Source organism: Streptomyces sp. NPDC001508, from assembly GCF_040298665.1.
GTDB lineage: Bacteria > Actinomycetota > Actinomycetes > Streptomycetales > Streptomycetaceae > Streptomyces.
On sequence record NZ_JBEPAP010000001.1, the window covers coordinates 23,683 to 37,333 of the forward strand.

A 13,651-nucleotide genomic window follows, 5' to 3' on the forward strand; every position below is an offset into this window, starting at 1 on the left:
AGCCGAGTGTCACGGTCACGCCGTGCGAGAGGGTGGCCGCCGGGGTCCGGGCGATATGGAACTCGAAGACGGGGGCACGCGTGTGCCGGGTGGGGAGGGGTCGTGCTGCGGGTCGTGCATCGGGCGGGCCGCGACCGAGCGCGGCCGGAGGCCGCAGCACCGTTCAGCCCCTTTGTGCGGCCGACGCGACGACCGGCGATGCGGTGGCGGACGGTGCAGCGCTCAGCCGGTCGGCGAGATCGACCAGATCGACCCCCGCGGTGTCCGGCAGGCAGCAGCCTTCGAGCCGGCGGCCGACGGCGGTCCAGGCCGCGGGCAGCGCGGTGAAACCGTTCAGCGCCCCGCACAAGGCCCCGGCCAGTGCCGGGGCGGAGTCCGCGGTCCGGGCGAGGCAGGCGGCTGCGGGGACGGCCTCGGTCAGCCGGCCGTCGGCGGCCACGGCCATCGCGAACGCGACCGCGAGGGTGTCCGAGGCGGCCACGCCGTAGCTGTAGACCGGATCGGTCACCTCGTCGCTGAGCGCGGGGGCCAGAGCGAACGCTCCCCGCGCTTCGGCGGCCAGGGCCAGGGCCGCGCGGACCTCGCGGCCCACGGCGCTCACCGCGGGCAGTTCGGCGAGCGCGGCAGCCGTCACCGCCGGCAGGTCGCCCGCCGGATCGCAGGCCACAGCGATCGCGGCCGCGACCGCCCGGGCGGCGTGGACGCCGTCACCGGACTGGGTCACCGCTGCGTCCGTGGCGGCGACCGCCGTGGCGGCGGCCGGATCGCCGGCGTATCGGGCGCCGATCGCGACCGCGCGTACGGCGGCGGCGTCGTCGAAGTGGTGCGGGTTGTCGTGTCCGCTGGCCGGCGGGCGCAGTCCGCGGTTGAGGTTGTCCAGCGCCGTCCGCACCGAGATCCGCGCCCAGATGCTCTCCTCACCGGTGCGGGCGGCGAGGTCGAGCCACGCCGACGTGATCGCGGCCCGGTCGGCGTCGGGATCGCGGCGCCCGTGGACGAGCAGGGCCAGCGCGGTGAACGCCGCCCACTCCGCGTCGTCCCCGGGGCCCAGCCGCAGCGGCACGACGGGCTGGTTGAGGGCGAACGGCACCGGCAGCGTCGTCAGCCGGTGGTCCTCGGCGAACCGGTCGAGGTTGTTCCGCGCCCGCCGGGTCCATTCGACCAGCCGGTGCGAGCGATGCCACCCGGCCGGCCAGCCGGCCGCGTCGCCGATGGCCAGGCCGACCAGGGCGCCGCGGACCCGGTCGGTCGTCTGATGCTCCGTCATCGTGGTCATCGTGTCCACATCCCGTCTTGTAGTGCGGCCTCGCACAGCAGGTCCGCGGCCTCGGCGGGGTGCACACCGGCCACCGCGTCGATGCACAGACCGCTCAGCGGCCCGATCCGGTCCGCCCACCGTGCGGGGATCGTGGCCAGGCCCTGGCCGGCGCCGGCGATCGCGCCGGCGATCGCCGCGATCGTGTCGGCGTCCCGGCCGAGGTTGGCCGCGGTCACCACCGACTCCTCGACATCGCCGTCGGCGGCGAGGTACGCGCCGAGCGCCAGCGCCACGGCTTCGGGTGCCAGGTCGCTGAAGTCGTAGTGGCGCGGTACGGCCGCCTCGTGCAGGGCGTCGGTGAGGTCGTCGCCCCGGGCCCCGCTCGCCACCGCGGCGCGGGCCCTGCCGGTGGCGCGGGCCGTCCAGCTGTCCGCCGGTATCGTGGCCAGCGCGGCCTCGACGACCTCGCCGGGCGAGGTGACGGTCATGGCGGCGGCCACGGCGGCGGCCACCACGCGGCCGCCGAGGATGCCCTCCCCGTCGTGGGTCACCGTGCCGTCGACCTCGGCGAGCCGGGCGGCCTCCAGCGGCCGGCCCGCGGCGTAGATCCCGTACGGTGCGGCGCGCATGGCCAGTCCGTCGCTCCAGGCGTGCCGGTGCCGGCCCGTGTGGGGCGGATCCAGTCCGCGCCGCAGCGCCAGGACGGCGCCCAGCTCGCTGAATCCGGCCACACCGAGGGTCTCCCGCCCGCACAGTGCGGCCCTCCAGGCGTCGGCCACCGCGTCGGAGGTCAGTGCCTGGCCGTGCTCGGAGAGCAGCATCACGACGAACACGGCGTACTCGGTGTCGTCGGTGCCGCCGTAGCGACCGTCGGCGTCGGGCAGCAGCTCGGTCAGCCGGCCGTACTGCCGGCGTATCTGCGCCGGCTCCAGGGTCTCCACGGGCCGGCCCAGCGCGTCGCCGACCGAGAGCCCGAGCATGCAGCCCCGGGCGCGGTCGCGCAGGTCACTCGCTTTCATCTGGTTCCTCTCTTCATCGCAGTGCCCCGCCGGTCACTCCGGCCTGGATGTGACGCTGGAACAGCACGTACACGATGAGCACCGGCAGCATCGAGATGACCAGGCCGGCGAACAGCCCGCTCCAGTCGCTGCGGTACCCCTGGCTGACGGCGAGCGCGGCCAGGCCCTGGGCGAGTACGTAGTGGTGTTCGTCGGGATTGAGCACCACGGGCAGCAGGTACTGGTTCCACAGGCCGAGGAAGTTGAAGATGCCCACGCTGATCAGTCCGGGCCTGGCCATCGGCAGCATCACCCGGAAGAACACGGCGGTGTGCGAGCACCCGTCCACGAACGCCGCCTCGGCGACCTCTTTCGGCAGGGTGCGGAAGAACCCCGTCAGGAAGAACACGGTGAACGGCAGGGCGTAGGCGGTGTAGACCAGGATCAGCCCCTGGAAGGTGCCGAGCATGCCCAACTGTCTGACGATGAAGAACAGCGGGACCAGCGCGAGAAAGACCGGGAAGGTCATCCCGCCGACGAACAGGTAGTAGATCAGCCGGTTGCCGGGGAACTCGTAGCGTGCCAGGCAGTAGGCGGTCATCGCGCCGAGCAGCATGGTGAGCACCAGCGCGCCGCCCACCACGATCAGGCTGTTGAGGAAGTACCGGCCGATGGACGCGTGGGTCCAGGCCCGCACCCAGTTGTCCAGGTGCAGCCGGCCCGGCAGGCCCCACGGGCTGGTGATTATCTCCCGGTCGGTCTTGAACGAGCTGAGCAGAGCCCACAGCAGCGGGAAGGTGACGAGGATCGCCCAGATCGCAAGGAAGGCGTGGGAGAACGGCCGGAACAGGCCGGTTCTGGCCGGGGCTTGGGTCCGGACGGGGCGGCCCGGGCGTGCCGGGCCGGCCTCGGTGTGCGGCGGCCACGGCCGCTTGGTGACGGTCGCCATGGGGTGGCCCTCTCAGTACTCGATCCGCTCGCGCCGGGACAACCGGAGCGTGAGCGCTGCCAATGTGAGGGTGAAGAAGAAGATGGAGACGCCGAGGGCGGAGGCGTAACCGAACCGGCCGTAGGTGAAGGCGTTGCGCCACAGTCCGAGGCCGAGGACCTCGGTGGAGTTGTCGGGGCCACCCGGCCCGACCGTCATGATCTGCACGAGCGCGAAGCCGTCCATCGCGAGGATGCCCAGGTAGACCAGAGCGACCTGGACGTTCTCCCACACCAGCGGCAGCGTGATGTGCCGGAAGGTCGCCAGGGGGCCGGCTCCGTCCAGCAGCGCCGCCTCCAGGACCTCGCGCGGGATGGACTGCATGGCCGCGGAGAAGAGGACCACGTAGAAGCCCACCGCGCTCCACACCATGACGGCCATCACCGCCCACAGGGCGACGCCGGGGTCGGCGAGCCAGGAATCGGTGAGCCCGCCGAGCCCGATGGCGTTCAGAAACCCGTTCAGCAGACCGGAGTTCGGGGTGTAGATGAAATTCCAGAGTACGGCGACGACCGTCACCGACAGGACCTGTGGGAAGAAGTAGACGATCTTGTAGACCGCCGCTCCGCGCACACCTTCGACGGCTGCCCGCCGTCCGCGCCCGCCGAGATTGAGCAGCGAGGCGAGGACCAGGGCGAGGGTGACGGTGGTGAGCGGCACGACGAGCAGCATCAGGCCGTTGTTGCGCAGTGCCGCCCAGAACATCGGGTCGTGGGCCAGACGCACGAAGTTGTCCGCTCCGATGAACTTCCGCTGGGCGGAGACACCCCGCCAGTCGGTCATGGCCAGGTAGAACGCCTGGCCGTACGGGGAGAGGACCAGCACCGAGTAGAGAGCCAGCGGCAGGAGCAGGAAGCCTGCGAGAAAGCGGTACTTGCCGTAGCGCATGATCGCCTCCGATCAGCGCTTGTACTTCTTGACGGAAGAGTCCCTGGCGACCTTGTCGGCGGCCTTCTGCATGCGTTTGATCCACTCGGCGGGCTTGATCCGTCTGGTCAGGAGGTCACCGGTGGCGCCGGCCGCCTCTGTTGCCATCGGGGCGTACCAGCCGCCGAAGTTGAAGATGAAGACATCCTTGCCGGCCGCGTTGACCATGTCGCGTACCGAGGACAGACCGCTGGACAGGGCGACGCCGTCGGCCGCGCCGACCGCGCTGGGCAGGGCGCTGGCGAGCTGGGCGAACTTCCTGGTCGCCGTCCGGGAGAGCATGATGCGCAGGAACTCCATGGCGCCATAAGGGTTCTTGGCCTTCGCCGGGACGAAGAAGGTCTCCGTCGCACCACCCTCGATACCGGTCATCGGCATCTTGTCGGCGGCGGAGAGCCGGGGCGTGGGTGAGACGACCATGTCGAATCCGGCCGGGGTCACCCCCTTCTGCTCGCTCTCCAGCCATGAGCCGCACGGGATGAACGCCGCCTTGCCCTGTCCCCAGGCGGTCTGGGCCTCGGTGTGCGTCAGTCCGTCCGATCCGCGCATGATGTAGCCGCGGGCGGCGATCTCGTGGATCGCCTCCACCGCGGCCGTCATCCCCTCCTGATGCCAGGCGTTGGGCTCCAGGTTGTCGATCGCGGTGATCAGTTCCATGCCGCCTGCCTTGGCGGCCATGCTGAGCAGCGGGTCGTTCATGTACTCGGGGTACTTGCCCTGGTAGGTCCAGGGGGCCAGGCCGGTCTTCTGGATCTCGGCGCAGAGCGCCATCATCTCGTCCCAAGTCTGCGGGTACTGCCAGCCGTGCCGGGCGAACAGCGGCTTGGAGTACCAGATCCCGTAGACGGTGTAGACGTAGTTGAGGGTGTAACAGGTGCCGTCGAAGGTGCCGGTGTCCACCACTCCGGGGAGCAGGATGTCCCTGATTGTCTTCGACGGGTCGTCGAGCGAGGGTGCGTCGAGCAGCGGGGCGAGATTCATGAGCTGCTTGTCGTTGACCAGTGAGACGAGGTCCAGCCGGCCCGCGCCGGTGTTGTCGATGACGTCCGGCGGGTCTCCGGCGACCAGCCTCGGCTGCATGGTCTGCCCGACCGTTTGTATGCCGCGGTGGGTTATCTTCGCCCCGGGGTACCGCTGCGTGTACAGCCCCTCGTCGAACTTGGCGTACTCGTCGCTGTATCCGCCCTTGAAGACGACGACCTCCAGCGGCTTCCCGGCCGGCACGCCGAGCGGGTTGTCCTTGCTCACGGTCCCCTTCGGGGCCGGGGAGGCAGTGCCGGAACCGGAGCCGGTCGCACAGGCGGACAGCAGGCCGCCCGCAGATCCTGCCAGGATGGTGGCCGTTGCCGCGCGCTGGAGTACCGCGCGGCGGGTGGGCGAGGCGGGTCGGTTTCTCATGGTGGTGTTCTCGCCTTCTGTTCGGTCGGTGCCTCGTGCTGTTGCGGTCGGTGCCTCGTGTTCTGTTCGGTCGGTGCCTCGCGCGGTTGCGGTCGTGCGATGTCGCTTCCGGTCAGGCGCCGCGGCGGATCCGGCCCGCGTAGAGCGCTTCGAGCCGGTCGTTGTGCTCGTCGCCGTCGGGGATGTTGGAGGAGAGGTAGACGGGCGGGGTCTGCCCTGCCCTGATCAGCCGGTCGACCACCTCGGCGACGACCATCTGGGCGAGGGCGGCCGCCGTGACCGAGGAGGCGGCGCAGACCGCGCCGCCGCCGGGCAGCGCAAGGACGGCGTCACCGTAGGGCGCACCGTTGTCCAGTGCGACGTCCGCGATCTCGTACAGGCGCTGCCCGGAGGGATGACGCGAGTTCATCCGCCGGGTGTGTTCCATGGAGGTGATCGCGATCAGGCCGTGGCCGCGCTCCTTCACCAGCCGGGCGAGTTCCACGACCACGCCGTTGACTCCGGAGTTCGACGCGATGACGAACACGTCGCCGGGCTGTACCGGAGCCAGCGCGTAGATGCGGTGCGCCACTTCCGGGGTGCGTTCGAGGTTCGTGGCGTGCAGCGCGTCGGCCGGCTCGCCGCCGTAGAGGACGATGTCGCGCAGTGCGAGCCGGTTGGTCGGCACCAGGCCGCCGGCGCGGCCGCTGACCTCCATGGCGAGCGCTTCGGAGTGCCCGGACCCGAACGCCTGGAGCACGCCACCGGCGGTGATCGACTCGGCGATGAGATCGGCGGCCTTCTCCACGGCCGCCGACTGGCAGCTGGTCACCTGCGCGAGGGTCTTCATGAGTTCCGCGACGTAGGCATGCTGGTTGATGCTCATCAATCCTCCGTGGTGGTGTCGGTGGTCGGTGGCGCCTCATCACGCAGGCCGGGACCGGTGCCGCGCCGGCCGCCCTGCCGCCTGCCACCGGCCGGGGGTGTCGTCGGCAGCCGGTGCCCGCTGACGGCTCGTGCGGTCACCGCGAACCGTTCGGAGCTCTGTTCGTAGGTCCGCTGCGCCAGTGCCACATAGAGCAGGTCGAGGACAAGGAGTTGGGAGTGCAGCGCGGCCAGCGCCTCCGGCCGGAAAGTGGTCTCGTGCGGGGCCGAGGTGAGGACGATGTCCGCGGCCTCGGCGAGCGGCGACTGGCTGAAGCTGGTCACCGCGGCGGTCGTCGCGCCGTGGCTCGCCGCTTCGGTGATCACCTCGACGACCTCGTGGGTACGCCCGCTGTGCGACAGCCCGATGGCCACGTCGCCCGGCGCGAGCAGCGAGGCGTTGGTCAGCGCGCTGTGGACGTCGCAACGGGCCCAGCAGACAACGCCGATGCGCTGAAGCCGGAAGACCAGCTCCGACGCGGCGGTCGCGCTGCTTCCTATCCCCAGCACCTCGACACGCCGCGCTTGGGCGAGGGCCCCGGTGAGCCGGTCCAGCGCGTCCAGATCGAGCTGTGCGGCGGTCTCCTGGACCGCCCGGCCGGCGGCCGAGGCGACGATCCCCAGTACCCGGTCGAGAGGGTCGGCCGGGAGGATCTCCCGGCCGATGTCCAGGTCCCAGCGGGCCTGGTCGGCCCGTCCGGTCTCGGTTGCCAGCGCCACTCGCAGCCCGGCGTACCCGCCGAAGTCGAACGCTCGGCAGAAGCGGGTCACCGTGGCGGTCGAGGTACTGCTGCGCTCGGCGAGATCCACGATCGTGGCCAGTGCCGCTCCGGCGGGGTCGGCAAGGATCTGCTCTGCCACCCGCTGCAGAGCCTCGGGCAGGGAGGATCGCTCCGCCCGTATGCGGCCCAGCACGCCGCCCGAGGGTAGGGGCGACGAGGAAGTTGAGGCTGCGGTCACAACGAACATTCCTTTCACAGTCTGCGCGGTGCGGTAAAAATTATTATGAGTGATGGTCAAGCGTCAACGAGGAGAACATTTTTCACCCCGCCTCTTGCCATCACGTGCCACCCGGCTCGACGATGAGCCGCGCTCCCCTAGCTAGACCCTGGAGGTCGGCCGTGGCCGCTTCGGACGCACTCGTACTCGGCATCGATGTCGGGGGTACCGCCTCCCGCGCCCTGGTCGCCACCCTCGCCGGCGAACGTGCCGGCTACGCCGAAGGACCCGGTGCGAACCCCAACACGCAGATGCCGCCGGTGGCGGCCCATTCGGTCGGGTCGACGGTCCGCGCGGCGCTGTCCGGCGTCGACGCTGCGTCGGTCCGGGCAGCGGTCATGGGCATCGCCGGTGCGGGCCGGCTGACCGACCCCCACGTCGCAAAGTCGTTCCGGCAGGCCTGGCGCGAGGCGGGACTCACCTGCCCGGTACAGGTCACCGGCGATGTCGTCGTGGCGTTCGCCGCGGGTACCCCGGAACCTGACGGGGCGGTACTCATCGCCGGCACGGGAGCGATCGCCGCCCGGATCGAGGACCGGAAGCCGGTGCGCAGCGCCGACGGACTCGGCTGGCTCCTCGGTGACGAGGGATCGGGCTTCTGGCTCGGCAGACAGGCCATGCGCGCCGCCGTCCGGGAACTGTGCGCCGCACGTCCTCCGGGACCGCTGAGCCGGCTGGTGGCGGCAGCGGTGCTGGCCACCGGTCCTGCCGCGCCTGCGACGGATCCGCCGTACTCCTACGATGTGACGGACCCTGAGGAGACCGCTCGCAGACTCGTGCTCTCGGCATACGACCGCTCGGCCCCCGAACTGGCCCGTCTGGCCCCGCTGGTCAGCCAGGCCGCCGAAGCGGGGGATCCGCTGGCCCGTGACATCGCACGGACGGCCGCGCTCCGGCTGGTCGCCACCGTCGGCGAGATCCGAACACCCGCCGACCGTACGCCGATCGTCCTGGCGGGGAGCGTACTCACCTCTCCCGGGCCGGTCAGGACCGCCGTTCAGGAGGCGCTGGCCGAGCGCTGGCCGGGGCCGGTGCTGTTCTCGGCGCCGGGAGCCGCGGGTGCCGCGTGGCTCGCGGCGCGGTCGGCCGGCAAATTCGGCGAGCAGAGGGCTGTGGCGCTCCACCGGCGGCTCTCCACCGTGCCGGCGGCAGGGACGAGGAGACCGGCCTGACGTTCGTCGAGCAGATCACGGGAGGCCGCGTCGAGTTCAGTGGCGTCCATGGTCTCTCCCGAAGATGGTCGCGGTGACGTGGTGTCAGTCGGTGACCAGCGTCGTTGCTCCCCCGAGCCGAAGCTGTGGTCGCTCTCTTCACCTGTGTATGTGCCGCCCTCGGCAAGCCCGCGTCTGCTCCGCGTTCTCGCTCACTTTGTCGGCAGCAGCACGCAGCGGCGCCGGGATCGCGCGATATGTCTCAGCTGATCTGGTCAGGCCCTCTTGGCTCTTGACCTTGCCCGAGGGTGAAGGACGACAGTGTCTGCGGCAACCAAGTCGGCGCGCTGAGCGTGATCGGCCTCGACCGAACCCGGACGAGAGGAACCTTCATGGATGACGACGCTCTCCTGGCAGAGCAGCTGGCCTACTACCGGGCCGGCGCGGCCGAATACGACCGTCCCTACGCAGAGTACGAAGCCCTGCAGGACTTACTGGCTGCCGTCGATGACCTCCCGATTGCCGGGGATGTACTGGAGTTGGCCTGCGGAACGGGCCAGTGGACCCCGAGGCTCGCCGCGCGGGCGCGGTCAGTGACGGCTGTCGACGCGGCAGCCGAAGTGCTGGCCCTCGCCCGTGCGCGCACCGCATCCCCCACCGTCCGGTTCGTCGAGGCCGACCTGTTCGAGTGGCAGCCGCCACGACGCTACGACACCGTGTTCTTCGCCTTCTGGCTCTCCCATGTCCCGCCGACACGGCTGCCCGACTTCTGGAACACCGTCGCCGCCGCGCTCGCACCGGGCGGCAAAGCGATCTTCATCGACGACGGCCCTGCCGCAGCGGCATGCGAGGAAGTCCTCGCGAACCAGCCGGCCCCGGCGGCACTGCGCCGACTCGATGACGGCAGCCAGTACCGCATCGTGAAGGTATTCCACGATGCCCAGACCCTCACCGACGACCTCACAACGCTGGGGTGGTCGGTCCACCTCCGGACCATGGCCGGCAACTTCATCGGCATTGCCGAACCGCCGACCAGCCCTGGCTGAGAAGCCGCGACACACAGGCGAACCAGGTCACCTGAGACCGCGGGCGAATCGGACCAGATCATCTGAGGCAGAGGCCAGATCGACAGAGACGGGACAACGGGTTTGGGAGGCCCCCAGATCCTTGGTCGGGTGGATGTTCACGAGCTTTGGGCTCTGGCACAGATCCTGGGGAGCGGTCGCGGAGAGTTACCAGGGCACCGGCTGGCGAACCCGCCGTTGGCCGTGTTCGTCCGCCTCGGCGGCCGCGGGCGGGTGGTGGCTCGGGCCGGGCCCCTCGGTGTCCTCCCCACCAAGCCCTCAGAGCCGACGAGTGGGGCCTGACCTGCAGGTCAGGCCCCACCTGAGTACGCAGTCCCATGGTGCGGGTCCGTGGCAGGTCCTCTCGGCAGCAGTCCTGTGCTCAGGCCGCCGTGGCGAGGCGTGCCCGGCCGGCACAGCAGGCTGATCCACCGGCCACGGATCCCCCACTGGCTTCGGCCGGAAGCCTTCGGTCCAGGGTCACCGCTGTGTGTCCAGGTGTCCCTGGGCCGGCAGTTCCCCTGCGATCACGACGGCTCGGGTCAGAACGTCTCACCGGTAAGGACAAACTCTTCCGGGCCGCCCTCTCGCCCACCGGACGGCATGGTCGCCTCGCGTCCCTTGGTCGATGGACGTTCCTTCTCCGGACGGCTATAGACGTGCTTGCCGCCCACATACGTCTCGTTGACCCGCACCCCCTGCAGATGGTCGGGGTGCACGCGGAAGATGTCGTGAGACAGCACGATGAAGTCGGCGTACTTGCCCGCCTCGAGCGAACCCTTCACGTCCTCCTGGTGTGTTTGGTAGGCACCGGCGATCGTGTAGGCGCGGATCGCGTCTTTGAGGTCGAGGCGCTCCTCCTCGTAGGCGTAGCGCTTGCCGCTGCGACCGCGCCGCGTAACGGACGTGTAGAGCCCGGTCATCGGACCGCTCGGGATGACGTCGGAGGAGTTGGCGAGGGTGACGCCATGCTCGATCAGTCTCCCGGCCGGTGCCACGTTCCTCCGGACGACGGGCCACAGGTAGTCGTCGTACAAACCTTCCAGGCTCCAGAGGAAGTTGGTCTGCTGCACCACACCGATACCGTACTGCGCCATGCGGTCGTAGTACTCGTCCGGCAGCGGCACTTCCAAGTGCATGAGGTGATGGCGAATGTCGAGATGGGGCCTCTCGGAGAGGACCTTGGCGAACGCATCGATGACGATCCCCTCGGCGCCGTCACCGGCGGTATGCACACCAACGGGCCAGCCCGTGTCCGTTGCGCGACTGAATATCTGGAGGAACTCGTCAGGGGTGAGGTTGAGATGTCCGTGGAACGCGCCGTCGCCCATCCCCTTGTAGGGCAGGGTCAGGCGCGCGTCGGGACCGGTGAAGCCGCCGTCGGCGAACACCTTGAGTGCGACGGCGCGCAGTCGGTCGTCACCTTCAAATGGCTTGATGCCGGCGGGGATGTCCGTGGTGCAGGTGACGTAGTAGGAGGCGCGAGGGAGGTCGGCGCCGAGCTCGTCGTAGATCGCACGCCACTTTTTGAAGGTGTCGACGCTGCCCATTGCGTCCGTGAAGCTGGTGATGCCTAGGCGCAGGTAGGACTTCAGTCCGGCGACTGTGCCTTCTCGTTCCTCCTCCGGCCCGAGGCTCGGTACATGCTGATGGACCAGGTCACCTGCGGTCTCAACGAGGACACCGGTCGCCTCGCCGTTCTCGTCGCGCTCGATTCTGCCCCCCTTGGGGTCGGGGGTGTTCTTGTCGATGCCGGCGATCTTGAGGGCAAGGCTGTTGGCGACCGAGCTGTGGCCGCCCTGGCGGTACAGGTGCACCGGGTTGTCCGGCGCGCCCTCGTCCAGGTCCTGCCTGGTGGGCTTGCGTCCCTCGGCAAAGATCGTCTCGTCGTAACCGGACCCGGTGATCCACTTGCCCTTGCCCAGCTCGCCCGTTTTCGCGGCGAGCAGGTCGCGCATCGCCTTGATCGAGGTGGCACTTTGGAGGTCACCGATCGACCGGTGACTGAACGTTCTGGCGTGCGAGTGGGCGTCGTTGAACCCGGGCAGTACGGTCTGTCCGCGCAGGTCTATCTCCTGGCTGCCCGTGAAGCGCTTCCGCAGGTCCGCATCAGGGCCTACGGCGACGATCAACCCGTCTCGGACGGCCATCGCCTGCTCGATGGAGAAACGGTGGTCCACCGTGACCAACCGCCCGTTGTACACCAACAGGTCGACCGGCTCCGGCTTTTGCCATGATGCAGGGGTGTCCCACTCGCGCTCGCTCGCACCGGGACCACCGCCCGGCGCGACAGGGGTAGCGGAGTCGGCATCAACCACCCGCCCGGAGGACACAGCCGCGCTGTCGGCAGCAGCCACCCCCGCGGAGGACACAGCCGTGGTGCCCGCAGCCACCGCGGCACCCAGGCGCAACGCATTCCTTCGGGAGATCCCGCTTTCCATTCCGGCCTCCTTGTTAGCACTCATGGTCATTGCTCCTCGTACCGGAAGACAGACATGGCCCTGACTCCCCCGACGCCCACCGCCACGGCACCGACATCCTCATCCGCACCGACAGCGCCGTAGGAGCCCAGACATGCCTGTCCCGCACCTGGCCTTCCCGAGCGTGTCGTCCACACCTTCTCGGTCGGGTATCCGGTCACCGAGCCGGTCCGCCACGCGGTCCGCGCGCTTCCCGAACACGTCTGGCATCCCGTGCCAGAGCAGGAAAACAGCCTCCGCGCCGGCGCAGAGGCCGCCTTCTCGCCGCCATGCGGCGGTGTTGCGCCCACGAGGGCCGGAACACGGGGGAGGACGCGGTGGCCGCGAGGGGTGAGGCGGTTCCGCGATGCCCGAAAAATTAGAGCATGATGAACACTTAGACAAGCCCCCACGTCACGGCGCTGCCACTGCGCGTTCGGCGGCATCGGGCACTACGAGATATGCACCCCCCGGACCCCCTTGTTTTTTAGATCCCGGTGAACTATTTTCCTCTCTGCCATCGGTCCCGGACGGCCCCACGACGCCGATGCCCAGCGGCGTGGCCGCGATCTTCAGGTCGCGGCCGATCTGTGCGGCCTCGACCTGGCCGAGGCAGTCCGCGATCCCGCCCACCCGCGTATGCTCCCGCAGTCCGGTCGGAAGGCTGCGGCCACTACGCCCCCACGGCAGCCGTGATCGCGACCCGCGTCGCACGATCCCATGGCGTTGGGATGTCAAGCGGCGGTGGTGAGGGTTGCGTGGGTGTGACCAGGCGGTGGTCTCGTCATTGAGGGTGCGGGCCGTGGACACCGGCTTGTGGAGGGCGTCCGCCGGGCGGTCGTTGCGTGCGTAGTGCGCCTGGACAGTGCGTGTCCTGCCCAAGGCACGGGTGATCGGGCTGGTGCCGGCGTAGTTCTTGCGGCCTTTGCGGAGGCCTAGCGGGTGGGGTCGTCCCCGAACTGACAAGCACCCGGGCGCCGGGTGAGCGTGCCGATGCCGGGCATCGACAAGGTGGATCTCAGCGTCCGGGTGCGCGAGAAGATGCGCCCTTACCTGCTCTTCCCCGTACGTCTGTCTGCTCGTTCAGAGCGAGCAGAAGCCTCGCGTGTGCGACGGCCGCGGGGCCGTAGGCGGCTACCGGGGCTGCGGTGCTGAGACGGGGCTCGCGCAGCGCGGCCTGGAGCGCGGCGGCCTTCTGGTCTCGGTTGCGGCGGCGGTGCCGGGTCAGGACTGCGGTGATCTGCTGCTTGGTCTGCTTCGCCGGCACCTCGGGCGTGGGGGCCTTGATCAGTGGTTCCAGCGCGTTGGTGCTGGTCAGTTGCAGGTGGCGTAGGCGGTCAGCGCGCCGGGAAGTACTCGCGCAGCGTGTTCCGCAGCCGCTGGAAGGTGTGGGTACGCTCCCAGATCGGGCTCTGGCGTGCCCGGGCGACACGCGAAGCGCCTGCGCTTGGTCGCTGTCCCCGGCGGCCGGCCGCGGCTGGGCGCAGTCGATGCGGACCATGTCCG

The 13,651-nt window shown here is 69.8% G+C and carries 11 protein-coding genes; 2 read left to right on the forward strand and 9 right to left on the reverse strand.

The window, feature by feature from the left end; translation table 11 throughout:
* Positions 1–163 precede the first annotated feature (163 nt).
* From ABT245_RS00100 to ABT245_RS00130, 7 genes are all read right to left on the reverse strand, one after another.
* Complete coding sequence (locus tag ABT245_RS00100) at positions 164–1,267, reverse strand: ADP-ribosylglycohydrolase family protein (protein ID WP_351727144.1); 1,104 nt, start codon at positions 1,265–1,267, stop codon at positions 164–166.
* A gap of 5 nt (positions 1,268–1,272) precedes the next feature.
* Positions 1,273–2,277, reverse strand: coding sequence for an ADP-ribosylglycohydrolase family protein (locus ABT245_RS00105; RefSeq protein WP_351727146.1), 1,005 nt, complete (start codon positions 2,275–2,277; stop codon positions 1,273–1,275).
* A 13-nt stretch (positions 2,278–2,290) separates the two neighbouring features.
* On the reverse strand, positions 2,291–3,205 hold the full coding sequence (locus ABT245_RS00110; RefSeq protein ID WP_351727148.1) for a carbohydrate ABC transporter permease: 915 nt from the start codon (positions 3,203–3,205) through the stop codon (positions 2,291–2,293).
* Between the two features lie 12 nt (positions 3,206–3,217).
* On the reverse strand, positions 3,218–4,132 hold the full coding sequence (locus ABT245_RS00115; RefSeq protein WP_351727150.1) for a carbohydrate ABC transporter permease: 915 nt from the start codon (positions 4,130–4,132) through the stop codon (positions 3,218–3,220).
* Positions 4,133–4,144: 12 nt separating this feature from the next.
* Positions 4,145–5,569, reverse strand: coding sequence for an N-acetylglucosamine/diacetylchitobiose ABC transporter substrate-binding protein (gene ngcE, locus ABT245_RS00120; protein ID WP_351727151.1), 1,425 nt, complete (start codon positions 5,567–5,569; stop codon positions 4,145–4,147).
* Between the two features lie 112 nt (positions 5,570–5,681).
* Positions 5,682–6,434, reverse strand: coding sequence for a sugar isomerase domain-containing protein (locus ABT245_RS00125; RefSeq protein ID WP_351727152.1), 753 nt, complete (start codon positions 6,432–6,434; stop codon positions 5,682–5,684).
* Positions 6,434–7,387 (reverse strand): MurR/RpiR family transcriptional regulator, encoded by a 954-nt coding sequence (locus ABT245_RS00130; protein ID WP_351727154.1) that lies wholly within the window; start codon positions 7,385–7,387, stop codon positions 6,434–6,436. Before ABT245_RS00130 ends, ABT245_RS00125 begins: the two co-directional genes overlap by 1 nt.
* A 206-nt stretch (positions 7,388–7,593) precedes the next feature.
* Here ABT245_RS00130 and ABT245_RS00135 point away from each other — a divergent pair, with 206 nt between their 5' ends.
* Complete coding sequence (locus ABT245_RS00135; protein WP_351727155.1) at positions 7,594–8,643, forward strand: N-acetylglucosamine kinase; 1,050 nt, start codon at positions 7,594–7,596, stop codon at positions 8,641–8,643.
* 371 nt (positions 8,644–9,014) lie between these two features.
* Positions 9,015–9,668 carry a class I SAM-dependent methyltransferase gene (locus tag ABT245_RS00140; protein ID WP_351727738.1) on the forward strand — a complete coding sequence of 218 codons (654 nt, stop codon included), beginning with the start codon at positions 9,015–9,017 and terminating at the stop codon, positions 9,666–9,668.
* 560 nt (positions 9,669–10,228) lie between these two features.
* On the opposite strand, the gene ABT245_RS00145 is transcribed toward ABT245_RS00140, so the two are convergent.
* Together ABT245_RS00145 and ABT245_RS00150 are read right to left on the reverse strand one after the other, a co-directional pair.
* Positions 10,229–12,127, reverse strand: a complete 1,899-nt coding sequence (locus ABT245_RS00145; RefSeq protein ID WP_351727156.1) for an amidohydrolase — start codon at positions 12,125–12,127, stop codon at positions 10,229–10,231.
* A gap of 1,036 nt (positions 12,128–13,163) precedes the next feature.
* Positions 13,164–13,412, reverse strand: a complete 249-nt coding sequence (locus ABT245_RS00150; protein ID WP_351727157.1) for a hypothetical protein — start codon at positions 13,410–13,412, stop codon at positions 13,164–13,166.
* Positions 13,413–13,651: the final 239 nt, after the last annotated feature.